Genomic DNA, 15,510 nt, shown 5'->3' on the forward strand with positions numbered 1-15,510 from the left:
TCTTCGAGAGGGGGTGGCGGCACGCCCCGTCTTTTAAGGGGCGCGGGGAACTGCGCGACCAGCTACAACGCCCCCGCAGCCGCGAGACAACCGCACCACCCCCCACAGGGCGTTACGCAGCCGCACCCCCCGCAAAGTCGCTCGCGAACGTCGTCTCAACCGTCGAAGCAACCGACTGGGCAACTCCGGTCCCGGTCAGAATGATCCCCAACTCCCGGTTCTTCGTCAGCGAGTTGGTGCTGATGTTCATCGACCCGGCCTCCACCGCCTGCGTGGACAACCCGTAGTCGGCCACCATCGCCTTCGCGTGGATGTAGAACCCGTCGGGGTCGGAGTACCCCACGACACTCCCGCCCGCCGACTCGATCTCGGACACCTCGGAAGCGTACGAGGACGGGCTCTCCAGAACGACCCGCACCTTCACCCCCGCCGAAGCCCGCGCAGCAATCGCGTCGACGACAGCACTGTCACTGAACTCCAGCTCCTCGACGTCCAGCGTGCTGGTGGCCCCGTTGATGACGGACAGCAGCCGGCTGCGCGCGTCCGTGGGGGACCACAGCAGATGATCGCCGTCCGTGGGGGTCACCGCCGCTCCGGCGTAGTCCGCGGCGAAGACCTTCTCGATGGCGGCGACATCCCGGCTGTCGTCGTCGAACACCCCGTAGTCACGCCCGGTGGCGTAGTACTGGGAGGTCAGATTCCCGGTGAGGATCAGGGACTTGGCGCCATCGACGGTGATGGTCTTCTGGTGGGTGTAGACGTACGACGTGGAGGACCAGGCCACCCCCACCCCGGCGTTCGTGAGCGCCGTGTACGCGGAGCTGTTCGCGGACTGGTGGGCCTGGTCGAGCACGACCCGCACGGTGACGCCCTTGTTCTCCAGGGCGATGAGGTCATTGACGGCGGTGGTGTCCTCCAGCTCGTACATCGTCATGTCGAGCGAGCTGGTCGCGGAGTTGATGAAGTCGTAGATCTGCGGCTGCCCGCCGCTCTGCGAGAACGCGAACGCGGAGTAGCTCGCCGCGCTCGCGGGGACAGCGGTGGCGACGACGGCTGCGCCGGCCGCGAGCGCGACGCCCGTACGGCCGATGGCCTTCCACAACATGCGTGACTCCTGGTCGAGTTGGTGTCGCCCGCCAGGGGGGAGCGGCGGGCGGGAGCAGAACACCACGCGCGTAGAACACCGGAGAAGAGCCGCCCGGTGAACTCGGGGTTACCGGACGGCTCTTGAGTCGGGGCAAAGTGGACTCCCCGCAGGTGGGAGGCGGTTCATGCGCTTCCCGCAAGATCGCAAAATGTGTCTGTTGGACCCCTTCGGGAGGGCGATCGAGGGGTCAGTCGGCCTTCAGGACCGGCGTGTTCGCCGCGAACTCGTCCGCCGCCGCCAGATCGAAGTCCCCGTGATCGCTGCCCAGCCCCTGCGCGACGAGCGCCGCCGCCGCGCACCCCAGCACCGCCGACTCCACGGCCGTACGCCCGAGCCCGATCCCCCGCAGGAACCCGGCGGAGAAGGCGTCCCCGCAGCCGGTCGTGTCGACGACGTCCACCGCGAACGCCGGTACCGTCACGGCCTCTTGAGCCGTCACCACCAGCGCGCCCCGCGCGCCCATCGTCACGGCGACACACCCCACCCCGCGCTCCAGGAAGACCCGCGCTCCCGCCTCCACGCTCTGCGCGCCGGTGAACCCGAGCACCTGGTCCTCGTTGGGCAGCAGGTAGTCGACGTGCGGCAGGGCGTCCGCGATCCAGTCGAACAGCCCGCTCTCGCCGCCCGCGAGGATGTCGACCGAGGTGACGGTCCCCGCCTCCCGTGCGGGCCGCAGGATCTTCGCCGCCGCCTCCCCGCCCATCAACTCCGGTGCGCCCAGGTGGAGATGGGTCGCCGCCGCGATCTCCGCGTGCGGGGCGTCGTCGGGGCCGTAGGTGATGTTCGCGCCCAGCACGTGGAACGCGGGCCGGCTGCCGTCGGCCCGGATCGGCAGCACGGACGCGGAGGTCTGGGCGTCGGCGCGGCGTACGACGAGCGAGGTGTCCACGCCGAAGCTGCCCAGCAGGGTCAGCATCAGGTCGCCGATCGGGTCCGTGCCGATCGCGCCGGCCGTCCTGACCTCCGCGCCCAGCTTCGCCAGCGTCACCGCCGTACCGGCCGCCGTGCCCGCCGGGCCGAACCGGATCTGGTCGACCAGCGTCGCCCCCTGGCCGTCCGGGATGGACTCCACGGGGCGGACCTGGACGTCGAACACATGGGCGCCGAGCGCTATCACCGACTGACTCACGGGACTCCCTCTCCGAGGACTTACGGTTTCGCCGCGCGTGTGCTGCCGTACCCGCTGTTCAACGCGGCCGTGATGACGGCGACCTGCTGCTCCTCGTCCAGGGCGCGCGGCGTGCCCAGGGCGGCGGCGCGGGCGTAGACGTCGCAGGCCCACTCCAGGAGCAGGGCGTTCTCCACGGCCTTCTCCAGCGTCGAACCGTGCACCACCGCACCGTGGTTGGCCATCAGCGCCGCCGACTTGCCCTCCAGCGCGGTCAGTACGTGGCCGGCCAGTTCCGGGCTGCCGAACACCGCGAACGGGGCGACCCGGATCGCGCCGCCGAGCAGCAGCATCTGGTAGTGCACGCACGGGAGTTCGTCGAGGACCAGGGAGAGCGCGGTGGCCAGGGGCGAGTGCGTGTGGACGACCGCGCCCGCGCCGGTACGCCGGTACACGCCGAGGTGCAGCTCCAGTTCCGACGTCGGCGCGAGGCTCCCGGCCAGCACCCGGCCGTCCAGGTCGACGACCGTCACCTCGTCCGGGGTCACCCCCGCGAGGACCGCGCCGGTCGCGGTGACCGCCACGGCGTCGCCGGTCCGTACGCTCACATTGCCCGCCGTGCCGATCAGCAGCCCGGCCTCCGCGAGACGCCGCCCCGCATCCGCCACCGCACGCCGGGCCTCCGCCAGATCTGGACTCGCCTCCGTCATGACGCGAAAGCTAACGTGAACCTGAAACAAAGTCACGTTTGGTTTCAGGATCCAGGCAAGTCACCCGATGACGCCGGGGAGTTCGACCGAGAGGAACAGGATGCAGCCGGGGGAACTCGACGGGGTGCGGTTGCGGCGGCGGCCCCGGCAGGCGCGGTCGGTGGAGAAGGTGGCGAAAGTGCTCGCGGCGGCCGAGCGGCTGCTCGCCGAGGACGGTGTGGACGTCCTGACGACGACCCGGGTCGCGGCCGAGGCCGGGGTGTCCGTCGGGGCGCTGTACCAGTACCTGCCCGACCGGGACGCGATCGTCGAGGCGCTGGCCGACCTCTATCTGGGGCGGCTGGAGGCGGCGATGGAGACGCTGGTGCACCAGGCCCGCGAGGAGGTCTGGCCCGACCCCGTCACCGTCCTCGTCGACGCCTTCGCCGGGCTCTACCGCTCCCAGCCGGGCTTCCGCGCCCTCTGGTTCGGCCGCCACCTCACCGAAGGCACCCGCGAGGCCGACCGCCGCCACAAACACGCCATGGCCGAGAGCCTGCACCGCGTCCTGATCGCCCAACACCGCCTCCCCGACACCGAGGACGCGGCAACGGCCTGCCGCACGGCGTTCCTCGCGGCGGACGCGGTCACCCAGGAGGCATTCCGCGCAACCCCCGAGGGCGACCCGGCCCTCCTGTCCCACCTCAAGACTCTGCTGGGGGCGTATCTGGGGCGGTTGGGGGAGTAGGGGCGCACGCAGGTAACGGGCGGGAACTGGTCGTCGTAGGCGGGATGGGGGCGGGGTGGGCGGGCCCCTTTCGCGCGGAGGGTGAGAGGTGGTGCCCGGGTCTGGGGCCGCAGGGGAACGGGCGGGAAGCGGTCGCCGTAGGCAGGGCGCGCGGCGGGGGTGGGCGGTAGGCGACGGCCGGGTGGCTTCCGCGCGGGGGTACGGGCGGTGGCGGGAGGTGGTTGCCGGGCCGATCGCCCACGGCGGTGCCGGCGGTGGGCGGGACGCGGGTCGCCGGGCAGGGGGGCGCCTGGCCGGTTTCGTGCCGAGGGGCGCCGGTGTGCGCCGAGTCGGCCTCGCGCGCGCCCCGGAGGGTTATCGCACCGCCTCCGTCGGGCGCTCCCCGCTGTCCGTCTCCACCTCCTGCGGCTCGCCCCCCGCCAGGTCCGGCAGGAGGCCGCACAGGGCGTTCACCTCTGTCGGGCCCATCACCTCGCCCAACGCCTCGCGGACGGTTGTCGCCAGCGTGCAGGACGTTTCGCGGAGGAGGTCGCGGGCCTTGTCCGTGAGGAGGACCGTGATGCCTCGTTTGTCGCCGCAGACGGAGCCCCGGGTGACGAGGCCGGAGTGCTGGAGGCAGGCGATCTGGTAGGTGAGCCGGGTCTTGGGGCGGCCCAGCAGCTCCGCGATCCGGGTCATCCGCAGGCCCTCGGGCCGGTCCGCGAGCAGGCACAGGACCAGGAACTCGTCGTGCGAGACGTCCAGCCGCTCCTTGACCAGCGTGTGCAGCCGCTGCTCCACCGCGCCCGTCGCGGCCAGCAGCAGCATCCAGCCCCGCAGCTCGCGCGGGAGGTCTCCACCCTGCACTTTTCCAGGGCATTGGGGCAGGTCGGTGGGGTGTTCGTCGCTGGCGGCCATGGTTTCGAGTGTATCGGCGGTCCGGATTTTCCCCAGGGGGTTGTCCAGATTTGGATTACTGGATACGCTCCTCTCATCCAAATTTGGATAACCGGATCGACCTGGAGTTGTGAACCATGACCGTCGCCGTCGCAACAGGGCTCTGGCAGCTCGACCCGACCGCCACCACCGTCGCGCTGAAGCACAAGACGATGTGGGGTCTGGTCACCGTGAAGGGCGTCTTCTCCGGCGTCACCGGCAGCGGCGAGGTCGGCGAGGACTCCACCGCCACCGGCGTCTTCTCCGTGGCCGCCGCCTCCATCGACACGAAGAACGAGAAGCGCGACGTCCACCTGCGCTCGGCGGACTTCTTCGACACCGACAACCACCCGGAGATCACCTACGCGGTGCGTACGGCGGAACTGCGCGGCTCGGACCAGGTGCACGTCACCGGCCAGCTCACCGTGCGCGGCATCAGCCGCCCGCACACCTTCACCGCCGGCCTCGCCGACGTCAGCGCCGACGCGGTCACCCTGAACGCCGAATTCGTCATCGACCGCAAGGACTTCGGACTCGACTGGAACCAGCTCGGCATGATGAAGGACCGGACGACCATCACGGCCGCCCTCCGCTTCACCCGCAAGGGCTGACGCCAACTCCGGCGCGGCAACGGCAACTTCACCTGGACGTCCTGGCTGGACAGCGTCCGCGGACCCACCCCGAGGAGGCCGGAGTTCCCGACGCGCCAGACGGTGACCGTCGAGACCGGCAGGGCCGTCGCCGCCGGCGCCGTGATCAGGATCACCGGCCGGCGGTCGTGAGAGGCGGCCTGCGTCCAGGCGTCGTGGCCGACGGGAGTGTCAGGATCCGGTGCCACTGCTGGGGCGCGGGGGTGACGGCGGCTGTGAAGAGGCCGGTGAGAAGGGGTGCGGTGGTGTCGCCGTCCGTGTCGTTGTTGGGCCGAACGGGTGACATGGCGTAAGAATTGACTGGTGCAGGATGGAACGCGAGTCAGTTCGGGGGGTGCCGGTGAACCGATACGACGTCACCGATGAGCAGTGGGAAGGGCTCGCCCAGGTCGTGCCGCTGAGGGGCCGCGACGCGTGGCCTTCGGCGGTCGGCCATCGAGCCCTGCCTGAACCGGACACCGAGGCCCGCCGCCGCTTCGTCGTCCTCCGCATCAACGTCTTCGCCGACGCCCGCGAGGTCGCCGAGACCCTCATGGCCGGCATCCCGGTCCTCCTCGACCTCACCGGCGCCGAGACCGAGGTCGCCAAACGCGTCCTCGACTTCTCGACGGGCGTGGTCTTCGGCCTGGCCAGCGGGATGCACCGGGTCGACCGGAACGTCTTCCTGCTGACCCCGCCCGGGACCGAGGTCAGCGGAATCATGGAGGGCGCGGGGGTGTAGGGCCTGTCTGCCGGGCCGACCATCGCACCGGCGCCGGTTTCGGCCACGAACTCCGGCCGGATCCCGCTGCGGTGGTCGCTCGTTCGGGGGAACGGGCGACGGGCGGAACGGTTCGCCCGCTCACCGGACTCCTACGGTCCCGACATGACCACCTCCCACGCGTCACCGCCGCGGCAAGCCGTTGCGCCGTCCCTGCGCGCGCCGCGCGTGCCCCCGCCCCGCAGCCGCGCCGGACGGAGGGCGGAAGGCGGTTCCAGGATCGCTTCCGTCGTGGCCGCCCTGCCGCCGTTCCCCGGTGGCCCCGAGGACCGGATCCAGCGGCCCTGTCTCACCGAACTGCGGCTTTCCGCCTACGCCAATCACCGGCGCGGGGTGTACCGGCTGGGGCCGGTCACGCTGTTCAGCGGGCGCAGCGGGAGCGGGAAGAGCAGCGCGCTGCGGGCGTACGCGGCGTTGTCGCGGCTCGGGGGCGGGAGCCCGGTGCGGGAGGTGTTCACGGACGTGGGGGAGTGCGTGCCGGTGTGGGCGCGTGCGGACCGGGAAGGGCGCCGGGGCTTCCGGATCGGGTGTACGGCGGACGGCCCGGAGGGACCCGTCGCGCTCGACGTCGCCGTACAGGCCGAACCACGCATGCGGATCGTGGGGGAGCGGCTCAGCGCCGGGGGCAGGGTGTTGCTGGAGACGGCGTTACGGGACCCGACCCAGTCGTACGTGGACGCCGCCTGGTACACCGGCGGCTCCTCCCCGAGGATGCGCGCGCCCTTCCCGGACGACCGGCTCGTGACCTCCCTGCTGCCGCTGCGGGTCGCGGGCCGGACCGGCGGGCAGCGGCATGTGCTCGCAGCCGCCGAGCAGATGGTCGTCGCGCTGCGGTCCGCCTTCTTCTGCGACCCCCGCCCCGACGCCATGCGCGTACCGGTCCTGCCCGGCTCCGGACGGCTGGTGGCCGGCTGCGACAACTTCGCCGACGTCGTCTTCCGCACCCGCGGCGAGTGCGCCGCACGGCACGCGGCGCTGGTCGTCGCGGTGGACGCCGGATGCGCGGGACCGGTCGTGGACCTGCGGGCCGAGGCGACGCGGGACGGCCGTCTGCATGTCGTCCTCGACCACGGCACGGGGACCACCGCGCTGCCGCGGCTCGGGGACGGTGAGCTGCGGCATCTCGGGCTCGCGCTGGTCCTGCTCACCGGGACCGGCGTCCTGACGGTCGACGCGCCGGGCGAACGCCCCACCGCGCTCAACGCGTTGACGGTGCTCGCCGACAACTTCGACAACCTGCTGGACCTGCGCCAGCGGCACACGCTGCTCGAACTCGCCGCCCTGATGGCCGACCGGGGGCACGTCCGCCTCCTCGGCACCTCCCCCGACGCCGGGTGGGCGGTCGGGGCGCCCGGCGTCACGGTGGTACACCTTGAGAAGTGACAGGAGAGACCACCCCCCTCGACGTGCCGGAACTCCAGCGCAGGCTGGCCGCGTTCGCCGCCGCCCGCGACTGGCAGCCGTTCCACACTCCCAAGAACCTCGTCGCCGCGCTCAGCGTGGAGGCGTCCGAACTGGTGGAGATCTTCCAGTGGCTGACCCCTGAGGAGTCGGCCCGGGTGATGTCCGACCCGGACACCGCCCACCGCGTCCGGGACGAGGTCGCCGACGTGCTCGCGTATCTGCTCCAGCTCTGCGAGATCCTCGGCGTCGACCCGCTCGCCGCGCTCGCGGCGAAGATCGAGCGCAACGAGAAACGCTTCCCGGCGGAGCGGCCCGGAGCGGAAGCGGAATGAGCGGCGTGCTGGAACAGGCACGTCCGCTATCGCTCTGAGTAATCGTTCAGCCGCCCGAAACCGATTTGTTGTCCACAGATTTCCGCCTTCCTCTGGCTTTTCGTCTCAGGGTCCCTCACTCTGGGTAGTGGACAAGGGAGTTGAGACGGGCGCGTGAGGAACGGGTCCGGGACGGACGGGGGTGGCCCATGGACGCGGTGCGGCTCATCCTGGCGAGCCGGTGGGCGCTGGCGCGGGGCGGTGACGGCGCCGAGCTCCTCGCGGAGGTGTGGCAGGCGCAGGCACTCGCGCAGGCGATCGGCAGCCGCCTCGCGGTCTCGGGCCCACCCGAACTGCGCGGCGAGGCCCTGGGGCTGACGGAGCTGGCGGGCCGGGGCTGCGGGGTCCTCGACGCGCCGGACCTCGCCCCCGAGGCCCTGCGCGCCGCCCAGCTCACCGACCTCGACGACGCCCGCCAGACCCTGCTGTGCCTCGGCGGCCTCCTCGGCGAGGTCGGCATCGCCCTCGTCGGCCTCGCCTCCACCGCCCCCGACCAGGCGAGGTACTGGCAGTGCATGGAGGCCATCGACGCGGCGGACGAATCCCGGGACCGCGTCCTGGAGATGCTGCGCAAGCTGGCGGCGCGGGAGGAGGAGGCTTTACCGGAGCGGTGAGGCTCCGCCGGGAGGCCGGGGCTTCGTCGCGAGGCGGGTGGAGAGCCGGAGGGCGTCGGCGTCCGGGCTGCGAGTGTGGCCCCTCGGCCTGGGAGGCACAGACTCCTTGGGGCGGGGGCTTTGCGGAAGAGACGGGGCGCCGACTCGTCGAGGCGAGGGGCGCCGGTTCCTGGCGTGAGGGGCGCCGCCGGTCCCGGGATGTGAGGGGGCGTCGGCCCCGGGGTGCGAGGGGGGCGCCGGCCCTGTGGCAGGGCCGGACGGGATGCGGAAGGTTTCGGCAGGCGCCGTACGCCCGGCCTCAGCCGGTCGGAGCTCCGGCCTCGCCCTCCTCGGGCACCGCCCGCGATGAACTCCCGGTCGACTGAAGGTCCGCGTCCAGTGCGGACAGGTCCGCGTTCAACGACGCCATCAGCTCTTCCATCTGCTGAAGCAAGCCCTTCGGCTGCCCGGCGGAGCCCAGTTCCTCGGACATGACGGCCTCCTCGGCCCGCGGCCCCCCTCAGGAGGCCGATACGGGTGACGCCCCGGCGTTGACCTGCCGGGCACGGGTGCCGGGCGGTCCGGCTCCGACGTCCCAACGATCATCACGAGGGCCGGTCACTGCCCGACGCGCCCGGCGCCCGCGATATTCACCCGGGAGGGGATTCCTGGGGCGCCCTTGACCGGCGGGGTTGACGATCGCACGGATGTACGGGGTGCGAGCATGGGCCCATGGATCTGCGTATCTTCACCGAGCCCCAGCAGGGCGCGAGCTACGACACCCTCCTCACCGTCGCGAAGGCGGCCGAGGACCTCGGCTTCGACGCGTTCTTCCGCTCCGACCACTACCTGAAGATGGGTGACGGCGACGGCCTCCCCGGCCCCACCGACGCCTGGCTCACCCTCGCCGGGCTCGCCCGCGAGACGAAGCGCATCCGGCTCGGCACCCTGATGACCGCCGCGACCTTCCGGCTGCCCGGCGTCCTCGCCATCCAGGTCGCCCAGGTCGACCAGATGTCCGGCGGCCGGGTCGAACTCGGCCTCGGCGCGGGCTGGTTCGAGCAGGAGCACACGGCGTACGGGATCCCCTTCCCGGCGGAGAAGTTCGGCCGCCTGGAGGAGCAGCTGGAGATCGTCACCGGCCTGTGGAGCACGCCGGCCGGGGAGACCTACGACTTCGAGGGCACCCACTACACGCTGACCGACTCGCCCGCGCTGCCCAAGCCCGCGCAGGCGAAGATCCCCGTCCTCATCGGCGGGGGCGGCCCCAAGCGCACCCCGCGCCTGACGGCCCGTTACGCCGACGAGTTCAACATGCCGTTCGCCTCCGTCGCGGACACGGACCAGCAGTTCGCCCGCGTCCGCGCCGCCGTCGAGGAAGCCGGGCGCCCCGCCGACGCCCTCACCTACTCCAACGCCCTCGTCGTCTGCGTCGGCAAGGACGACGCGGAGGTCGCCCGCCGCGCCGCCGCGATCGGCCGCGAGGTCGACGAACTGAAGGAGAACGGCCTCGCGGGCACCCCGGCGGAGGTCGTCGAGAAGCTCGGCCGGTACGCGGAGATCGGCTCGACCCGCTTCTACCTCCAGATCCTCGACCTCACGGACCTGGACCACCTGGAGCTGATCTCGTCGCAGGTGCAGTCGCAACTGGGCTGAGCCCGGGGCGGATACGCGACGCGCTGGGGCTGGGGCTGGGGTCGGAGTCACGGCTGGGGTCGGGGCTGGGGTCGGAGTCAGGGCCGGGGCCGGGGCCAGGGTCGGGGCTGGGGTCGGAGTCGAGGCCGGGGTCGGGGCTGGGGTCGGAGTCGAGGCCGGGGTCGGGGTCGGGGTCGGCGGGTGGAGCCCGACCCCGGCTTCGGCTCACCGTCCGGCCCTGGCTCACCGTCCGGCTTCGGCTCACCGTCCGGCCCTGGCCCACCGCCCGGCTCCGGCCCACCGCCTGGCCCCGGCCCACCGCCTGGCCCCGGCCCACCCGAGCCCGCCTCCCGCCTGAGCCCATCCCGCCCGAGCCCCGCCCGAGCTGTGACACGCCTGTGACCGGAGGTGTGGCCTCCGTCACAGCCCCGTGATCACGCCGCCTGATGGGGTGGGCCGATGCGCAGACTTCCCCTCCTCGTCCCGGCCGTCGCCGTTCTGCTCGCCGTCTCCGGCTGCGGTGCCGAGAAGGCGGACGTCGGGGCCCGGGGCGGGGTGGCGTCCGCCTCCCCGGTCAGTGACCCCGGTGTCGACGGCGTCCGGATCACCTCCGTCCGGCTCCCGCCCGCCCCGTCGCCCCGGCCCAGCGGCGACTACGTCGTACGGCCGGACAGCCTGGCCCGGGTCACGGCCGCGTACGAGGTCGTCAACAAGGGGCCGCAGACGATGACGTACACCGTCACCGTCTCCTTCCGCTCGGCGGCCGGCGAGGCGCTGGACAACCGGGAGGTGACCGTGAAGGCGGTCGCGCCCGGCAGGACGGTCACCGGGACCGTGGAGGCGATCGGCGTCGCCGGAGCGGTCACGGCCAAGGTGATCAAGGCCGCCAAGGTGCCCACCGCCGAGGCACCTTCGCAGGGCGGCGCCTGCCCGGCGTCGGGGATCCGGGTGTACGCCGACCGGGGCGACGCGGCGATGGGCCTCAGGGTCGTCGGCATCCACCTGGAGAACTGCGGCACGACCCCCTACTCCCTCGACGGATACCCCGAGTTGACCCTCCTCGACGACCAGTACCGGACCGTCGAGGGCATCGAGATCCTCAAGGGCACCGGCGACATCCCGATGGCCCCCGACAGCGCGCCGCCCCGCCCGATCACCCTGAAGCCCGGCGAGCGCGCGTCGGCGGGACTGGCATGGCGCAACACCACCGGGTTCGGCGACGCGTCGAACGTCCCGTACGTCCGGGTGCGCGCCAAGTCCGGCGCCGACCCCGTCGTGATCTCCCCGGACCTCGACCTCGGCACCACCGGACGACTTGGCGTGGGCGCCTGGGAGCGCGAGGAGCGGTAGGGCCGCCCGGCATAAAGCAAAGGCGCCGGTCAGACCCGGTATGAGAAAGTCTGTGCGACCGCTTTCACCTACTCTCACACCCGGCCGGAGAGGCCCATGTTCCTGACCATCACCACCACCGGCACGCCCGAACGCCCGGCGACCGACCTCGGCTACCTGCTGCACAAGCATCCCGACAAGGCGCAGACGTTCTCCACCTCCTACGGCACGGCGCACGTCCTCTACCCAGAGGCGGACGCGGATCGCTGCACGGCGGCGCTCCTGCTGGAGGTGGACGCGGTGGCACTGGTCCGGCGGGGCAAGGGCAAGGGCCGCGGCGGCGCCCCGGACGCGGCGCTCGCCCAGTACGTCAACGACCGCCCGTACGCGGCGAGTTCACTGCTCGCCGTGGCGATCGGCGCCGTGTTCTCCAGCGCGATGAAGGGCGCCTGCCACGCCCGCCCCGAACTCCCGGAACAGCCGCGCCCGTTGCGCATCGAGGTACCCGCCCTGCCCGCGCGCGGCGGCGCCGACCTCGTCCGCGGCCTCTTCGAGCCGCTCGGCTGGCAGGTCACCGCCGAACCGGTCGCGCTGGACGCCGAGTTCCCCGACTGGGGCGACTCGCGGTACGTCCGACTCGTCCTGGAGTCCGAGGAGCTGACCCTCTCCCAGGCGCTGCGTCACCTGTACGTCCTGCTCCCGGTGCTCGACGACGCCAAGCACTACTGGGTCACCTCCGAGGAGGTCGACAAGCTGCTGCGGGCCGGCGAGGGCTGGCTCTCGGCGCACCCGGAGCAGAAGCTCATCACCAGCCGCTATCTGTCCCGGCGCTGGTCGTTGACCCGGCAGGCGCTGGAGGCCCTCGAACTGGTCCGGCTCGCGGAGACCGACGACAGCGAGGTCGAGGAGATCGACAACGCGGTCGAGTCGGAGACCGAGGCGGAGGAGAAGCCGACCCCGCTGGCCGTCCAGCGCCGCGAGGCGATCCTCACCGCCCTGCGCGCGGCGGGCGCGGCCCGCGTCCTCGACCTGGGCTGCGGCCAGGGCGAGCTGGTCAAGGAGCTGCTGAAGGACGTCCGCTTCACGGAGATCGTCGGCCTCGACGTGTCGGTGCGGGCGCTCACCATCGCTGCCCGCCGCCTCAAGCTGGACCGCATGGGCGAGCGCCAGGCGTCCCGGGTCACCCTGCGCCAGGGCTCGCTGGCGTACACCGACAAGCAGTTGAAGGGGTACGACGCGGCCGTCCTCAGCGAGGTGATCGAACACCTCGACCTGCCGCGCCTGCCCGCCCTGGAGTACGCGGTGTTCGGCGCGGCCCGCCCGCGCACGGTCCTCGTGACCACCCCGAACGTCGAGTACAACGTCCGCTGGGAGTCCCTGCCCGCCGGGCACGTCCGGCACGGAGACCACCGCTTCGAGTGGACCCGCGAGGAGTTCGGAGCCTGGGCCCAGAAGGTGGGTGAACTCCACGGCTACGACGTCGAGTTCGTCCCGGTCGGACCCGACGACCCCGAGGTGGGACCGCCGACCCAGATGGCGGTCTTCACACAGAAGGCGCAGCAGACAGAGACCGAGAAGGAGGCGAAGGCGGCATGACCGAGCAGCACACCAGGGGACGCGAACTCCCTGTCACCGACCTGTCCCTCGTCGTCCTCGTCGGCGCCTCCGGGTCGGGCAAGTCCACGTTCGCGGCACGGCACTTCAAGCCCACCGAGATCATCTCCTCCGACTTCTGCCGGGGCCTGGTCTCCGACGACGAGAACGACCAGAGCGCCAGCCGGGACGCCTTCGACGTCCTGCACTACATCGCCGGCAAGCGGCTCGCCGCCGGCCGCCGTACGGTCGTCGACGCGACCAGCGTCCAGCCCGACGCTCGGCGCCAACTCGTCGACCTGGCCCGCAAGTTCGACGTCCTGCCGATCGCGATCGTCCTCGACGTCCCCGAGGAGGTGTGCGCCGAGCGCAACGCGGCCCGCACCGACCGGGCCGACATGCCGCGCCGGGTCATCAAACGGCACATCGGCGAACTCCGGCGCTCTCTCAGGCAGTTGGAGCGCGAGGGCTTCCGCAAGGTGCACGTCCTGCGCGGTGTGGAGGAGGTCGACGCCGCGACCGTCCGCACGGAGAAGCGGTTCAACGACCTCACGCACCTCACCGGGCCGTTCGACATCGTCGGCGACATCCACGGCTGCGCGAGCGAACTGGACGCGCTGCTCGGCACGTTGGGGTACGTCGACGGCGTGCACCCGCAGGGCCGTACCGCCGTGTTCGTCGGCGACCTCGTCGACCGGGGGCCGGACAGCCCGGGCGTGCTGCGGCGTGTCATGTCGATGGTCAAGTCCGGGAACGCGCTGTGCGTGCCGGGCAACCACGAGAACAAGTACGGGCGTCACCTCAAGGGCCGCAAGGTCCAGCACACGCACGGGCTCGCCGAGACCATCGAGCAGATGGCGGGGGAGAGCGAGGAGTTCGTCACCGAGGTACGGGAGTTCATCGACGGGCTGGTCAGCCACTACGTCCTGGACGGCGGGAAGCTCGTCGTCTGCCACGCCGGGCTGCCCGAGCACTACCACGGCCGCACCTCGGGGCGGGTCCGCTCGCACGCGCTGTACGGGGACACCACCGGGGAGACCGACGAGTTCGGGCTGCCGGTGCGCTACCCGTGGGCCGAGGACTACCGGGGGAGCGCGGCCGTCGTCTACGGGCACACGCCGGTCCCGGAGGCGACCTGGCTCAACAACACCATCTGCCTCGACACGGGTGCGGTGTTCGGCGGCAAGCTGACCGCGCTGCGCTGGCCGGAGCGCGAACTCGTCGACGTACCCGCCGAGAAGGTCTGGTACGAGCCGGCGAGGCCGCTGCGCTCCGAGGCGCCGGGCGGGCACGACGGGCGTCCGCTGGACCTCGCCGACGTGCACGGACGGCGGATCGTGACGACCCGGTACGAGGGGTCCTTGCGGGTGTCCGTCCGGGAGGAGAACGCGGCGGCGGCCCTGGAGGTCATGAGCCGGTTCGCGATCGACCCGAGGCTGCTGCCGTACCTGCCGCCGACCATGGCGCCGACGGCGACCTCCCGGGCCGACGGGTACCTGGAGCACCCGGTGGAGGCGTTCGCGCAGTACGCCGAGGGCGGGGTCCAGCGGGTCGTGTGCGAGGAGAAGCACATGGGGTCGCGGGCGGTCGTCCTGGTGTGCCGGGACGCGGAGGCGGCGCGGAAGCGGTTCGGGGTGGACGGTCCGACAGGGGCGCTGTACACCCGTACCGGTCGGCCGTTCTTCGACGATGCCGCGGTCACCGAGGAGATCCTCGGGCGGGTGCGGGCGGCTGCCGACGCGGCCGGGCTCTGGGCGTCCCTCGACACTGAATGGCTGCTGCTGGACGCCGAGTTGATGCCGTGGTCGCTGAAGGCGACCGGGCTGCTGCGGTCCCAGTACGCCGCTGTCGGCGCGGCCTCCGGGGCGGTGTTCCCGGGTGCGCTGGCCGCGCTCCAGGGAGCCGCCGAACGCGGCGTGGACGTGGGCGAGTTGCTGACCCGGCAGCGGGAACGCGCCGCCGACGCCTCGGCGTTCACCGACGCGTACCGGCGTTACTGCTGGCCCACAGAGGGTCTCGACGGGGTCCGCCTGGCGCCGTTCCAGTTCCTCGCGGTCCAGGGCCGCAGCCTCGCCGCGCTCCCGCACGACGAGCAACTCGCCCTGCTGGACCGGCTGGTGGAGCACGACACCACCGGCCTCCTCCAGACGACCCGGCGCCTGTACGTCGACACGACCGACCCCGAGTCGGTGCAGGGCGGCGTCGACTGGTGGCTGGAGCTGACCGGGGCGGGCGGCGAGGGCATGGTGGTCAAGCCCCTCGGAGCGGTGGTCCGCGACCAGGAGGGCCGCCTCGTCCAGCCGGGCGTCAAGGTGCGCGGCCGGGAGTACCTGCGGATCATCTACGGCCCGGAGTACACCCGTCCCGACCAGCTCGCCCGCCTGCGCGGCCGGTTCCTGAACCACAAGCGGTCCCTCGCGATCCGCGAGTACGTCCTCGGTCTGGAGGCCCTGGACCGCCTCGCGGAGGGCGAGCCGCTGTGGCGCGTCCACGAGGCGGTGTTCGGGGTGCTGGCCCTGGAGTCGGAGCCGGTGGACCCGAGGCTGTGAGGTGAGGGGGGTCTTTGTG

Annotated in this window: 16 protein-coding genes; 10 read left to right on the forward strand and 6 right to left on the reverse strand. The window is 72.2% G+C overall.

Annotation, left to right across the window (positions count from 1 at the left end; translation table 11 throughout):
• Positions 1 to 112: 112 nt before the first annotated feature.
• The 3 genes from ACLZOT_RS05745 to ACLZOT_RS05755 all read right to left on the reverse strand — a co-directional run bounded on the left by ACLZOT_RS05745 (position 113) and on the right by ACLZOT_RS05755 (position 2,965).
• Positions 113 to 1,105, reverse strand: coding sequence for a phospholipase D-like domain-containing protein (locus ACLZOT_RS05745; RefSeq protein WP_416967616.1), 993 nt, complete (start codon positions 1,103 to 1,105; stop codon positions 113 to 115).
• 229 nt (positions 1,106 to 1,334) lie between these two features.
• Positions 1,335 to 2,276: a carbohydrate kinase family protein gene (locus tag ACLZOT_RS05750; RefSeq protein ID WP_416967617.1), complete on the reverse strand. Its 942-nt coding sequence runs from the start codon at positions 2,274 to 2,276 to the stop codon at positions 1,335 to 1,337.
• A gap of 20 nt (positions 2,277 to 2,296) precedes the next feature.
• Positions 2,297 to 2,965 carry a class II aldolase/adducin family protein gene (locus tag ACLZOT_RS05755; protein ID WP_416967618.1) on the reverse strand — a complete coding sequence of 223 codons (669 nt, stop codon included), beginning with the start codon at positions 2,963 to 2,965 and terminating at the stop codon, positions 2,297 to 2,299.
• Positions 2,966 to 3,065: 100 nt separating this feature from the next.
• Between ACLZOT_RS05755 and ACLZOT_RS05760 the strand changes: the two genes are divergently transcribed.
• Positions 3,066 to 3,692: a TetR/AcrR family transcriptional regulator gene (locus ACLZOT_RS05760; RefSeq protein ID WP_416967619.1), complete on the forward strand. Its 627-nt coding sequence runs from the start codon at positions 3,066 to 3,068 to the stop codon at positions 3,690 to 3,692.
• Positions 3,693 to 4,046: 354 nt separating this feature from the next.
• Here ACLZOT_RS05760 and ACLZOT_RS05765 read toward each other — a convergent pair whose 3' ends face one another.
• Positions 4,047 to 4,589 carry a MarR family winged helix-turn-helix transcriptional regulator gene (locus ACLZOT_RS05765; RefSeq protein ID WP_416967620.1) on the reverse strand — a complete coding sequence of 181 codons (543 nt, stop codon included), beginning with the start codon at positions 4,587 to 4,589 and terminating at the stop codon, positions 4,047 to 4,049.
• A 116-nt stretch (positions 4,590 to 4,705) separates the two neighbouring features.
• On the opposite strand from ACLZOT_RS05765, the gene ACLZOT_RS05770 reads away from it, so the two are divergent.
• Positions 4,706 to 5,218, forward strand: a complete 513-nt coding sequence (locus ACLZOT_RS05770) for a YceI family protein (RefSeq protein WP_416967621.1) — start codon at positions 4,706 to 4,708, stop codon at positions 5,216 to 5,218.
• A 151-nt stretch (positions 5,219 to 5,369) separates the two neighbouring features.
• On the opposite strand, the gene ACLZOT_RS05775 is transcribed toward ACLZOT_RS05770, so the two are convergent.
• Positions 5,370 to 5,543, reverse strand: coding sequence for a hypothetical protein (locus ACLZOT_RS05775; RefSeq protein ID WP_416967622.1), 174 nt, complete (start codon positions 5,541 to 5,543; stop codon positions 5,370 to 5,372).
• Positions 5,544 to 5,567: 24 nt separating this feature from the next.
• Here ACLZOT_RS05775 and ACLZOT_RS05780 point away from each other — a divergent pair, with 24 nt between their 5' ends.
• The 4 genes from ACLZOT_RS05780 to ACLZOT_RS05795 all read left to right on the forward strand — a co-directional run bounded on the left by ACLZOT_RS05780 (position 5,568) and on the right by ACLZOT_RS05795 (position 8,406).
• Positions 5,568 to 5,978 (forward strand): cell division protein SepF, encoded by a 411-nt coding sequence (locus tag ACLZOT_RS05780; protein ID WP_416967623.1) that lies wholly within the window; start codon positions 5,568 to 5,570, stop codon positions 5,976 to 5,978.
• Between the two features lie 144 nt (positions 5,979 to 6,122).
• Positions 6,123 to 7,400 (forward strand): ATP-binding protein, encoded by a 1,278-nt coding sequence (locus tag ACLZOT_RS05785; RefSeq protein ID WP_416967624.1) that lies wholly within the window; start codon positions 6,123 to 6,125, stop codon positions 7,398 to 7,400.
• Positions 7,397 to 7,753: a nucleotide pyrophosphohydrolase gene (locus ACLZOT_RS05790; RefSeq protein ID WP_416967625.1), complete on the forward strand. Its 357-nt coding sequence runs from the start codon at positions 7,397 to 7,399 to the stop codon at positions 7,751 to 7,753. The genes ACLZOT_RS05785 and ACLZOT_RS05790 overlap by 4 nt, the downstream gene beginning before the upstream one ends.
• Positions 7,754 to 7,941: 188 nt before the next feature.
• Complete coding sequence (locus ACLZOT_RS05795; protein WP_416967626.1) at positions 7,942 to 8,406, forward strand: DUF6099 family protein; 465 nt, start codon at positions 7,942 to 7,944, stop codon at positions 8,404 to 8,406.
• Between the two features lie 298 nt (positions 8,407 to 8,704).
• Here ACLZOT_RS05795 and ACLZOT_RS05800 read toward each other — a convergent pair whose 3' ends face one another.
• Positions 8,705 to 8,878 carry a hypothetical protein gene (locus tag ACLZOT_RS05800; RefSeq protein WP_416967627.1) on the reverse strand — a complete coding sequence of 58 codons (174 nt, stop codon included), beginning with the start codon at positions 8,876 to 8,878 and terminating at the stop codon, positions 8,705 to 8,707.
• A gap of 239 nt (positions 8,879 to 9,117) precedes the next feature.
• On the opposite strand from ACLZOT_RS05800, the gene ACLZOT_RS05805 reads away from it, so the two are divergent.
• From ACLZOT_RS05805 to ACLZOT_RS05820, 4 genes are all read left to right on the forward strand, one after another.
• A complete protein-coding gene (locus ACLZOT_RS05805) occupies positions 9,118 to 10,041 on the forward strand; it encodes an LLM class F420-dependent oxidoreductase (protein ID WP_416967628.1) in 924 nt (307 codons plus the stop codon).
• Between the two features lie 438 nt (positions 10,042 to 10,479).
• Positions 10,480 to 11,370 carry a DUF4232 domain-containing protein gene (locus ACLZOT_RS05810; RefSeq protein ID WP_416967629.1) on the forward strand — a complete coding sequence of 297 codons (891 nt, stop codon included), beginning with the start codon at positions 10,480 to 10,482 and terminating at the stop codon, positions 11,368 to 11,370.
• A 96-nt stretch (positions 11,371 to 11,466) separates the two neighbouring features.
• The gene (locus tag ACLZOT_RS05815) at positions 11,467 to 12,945 is read left to right on the forward strand and encodes a 3' terminal RNA ribose 2'-O-methyltransferase Hen1 (protein WP_416967630.1); all 1,479 of its coding nucleotides are present in this window, start codon (positions 11,467 to 11,469) and stop codon (positions 12,943 to 12,945) included.
• A complete protein-coding gene (locus tag ACLZOT_RS05820; protein WP_416967631.1) occupies positions 12,942 to 15,491 on the forward strand; it encodes a polynucleotide kinase-phosphatase in 2,550 nt (849 codons plus the stop codon). Before ACLZOT_RS05815 ends, ACLZOT_RS05820 begins: the two co-directional genes overlap by 4 nt.
• The last annotated feature ends 19 nt before the right edge of the window (positions 15,492 to 15,510 follow it).

The organism is Streptomyces sp. 4F14 (assembly GCF_048159485.1).
Taxonomy (GTDB): domain Bacteria; phylum Actinomycetota; class Actinomycetes; order Streptomycetales; family Streptomycetaceae; genus Streptomyces.

Bases quoted from the DNA above. Each gene is read 5' to 3' on its own strand.
- ACLZOT_RS05745 (WP_416967616.1), bottom strand. From the start codon at position 1,105: ATGTTGTGGAAGGCCATCGGCCGTACGGGCGTCGCGCTCGCGGCCGGC.
- ACLZOT_RS05755 (WP_416967618.1), bottom strand. From the start codon at position 2,965: ATGACGGAGGCGAGTCCAGATCTGGCGGAGGCCCGGCGTGCGGTGGCG.
- ACLZOT_RS05760 (WP_416967619.1), top strand. From the start codon at position 3,066: ATGCAGCCGGGGGAACTCGACGGGGTGCGGTTGCGGCGGCGGCCCCGG.
- ACLZOT_RS05765 (WP_416967620.1), bottom strand. From the start codon at position 4,589: ATGGCCGCCAGCGACGAACACCCCACCGACCTGCCCCAATGCCCTGGA.
- ACLZOT_RS05770 (WP_416967621.1), top strand. From the start codon at position 4,706: ATGACCGTCGCCGTCGCAACAGGGCTCTGGCAGCTCGACCCGACCGCC.
- ACLZOT_RS05775 (WP_416967622.1), bottom strand. From the start codon at position 5,543: ATGTCACCCGTTCGGCCCAACAACGACACGGACGGCGACACCACCGCA.
- ACLZOT_RS05780 (WP_416967623.1), top strand. From the start codon at position 5,568: ATGGAACGCGAGTCAGTTCGGGGGGTGCCGGTGAACCGATACGACGTC.
- ACLZOT_RS05785 (WP_416967624.1), top strand. From the start codon at position 6,123: ATGACCACCTCCCACGCGTCACCGCCGCGGCAAGCCGTTGCGCCGTCC.
- ACLZOT_RS05795 (WP_416967626.1), top strand. From the start codon at position 7,942: ATGGACGCGGTGCGGCTCATCCTGGCGAGCCGGTGGGCGCTGGCGCGG.
- ACLZOT_RS05800 (WP_416967627.1), bottom strand. From the start codon at position 8,878: ATGTCCGAGGAACTGGGCTCCGCCGGGCAGCCGAAGGGCTTGCTTCAG.
- ACLZOT_RS05805 (WP_416967628.1), top strand. From the start codon at position 9,118: ATGGATCTGCGTATCTTCACCGAGCCCCAGCAGGGCGCGAGCTACGAC.
- ACLZOT_RS05810 (WP_416967629.1), top strand. From the start codon at position 10,480: ATGCGCAGACTTCCCCTCCTCGTCCCGGCCGTCGCCGTTCTGCTCGCC.
- ACLZOT_RS05815 (WP_416967630.1), top strand. From the start codon at position 11,467: ATGTTCCTGACCATCACCACCACCGGCACGCCCGAACGCCCGGCGACC.
- ACLZOT_RS05820 (WP_416967631.1), top strand. From the start codon at position 12,942: ATGACCGAGCAGCACACCAGGGGACGCGAACTCCCTGTCACCGACCTG.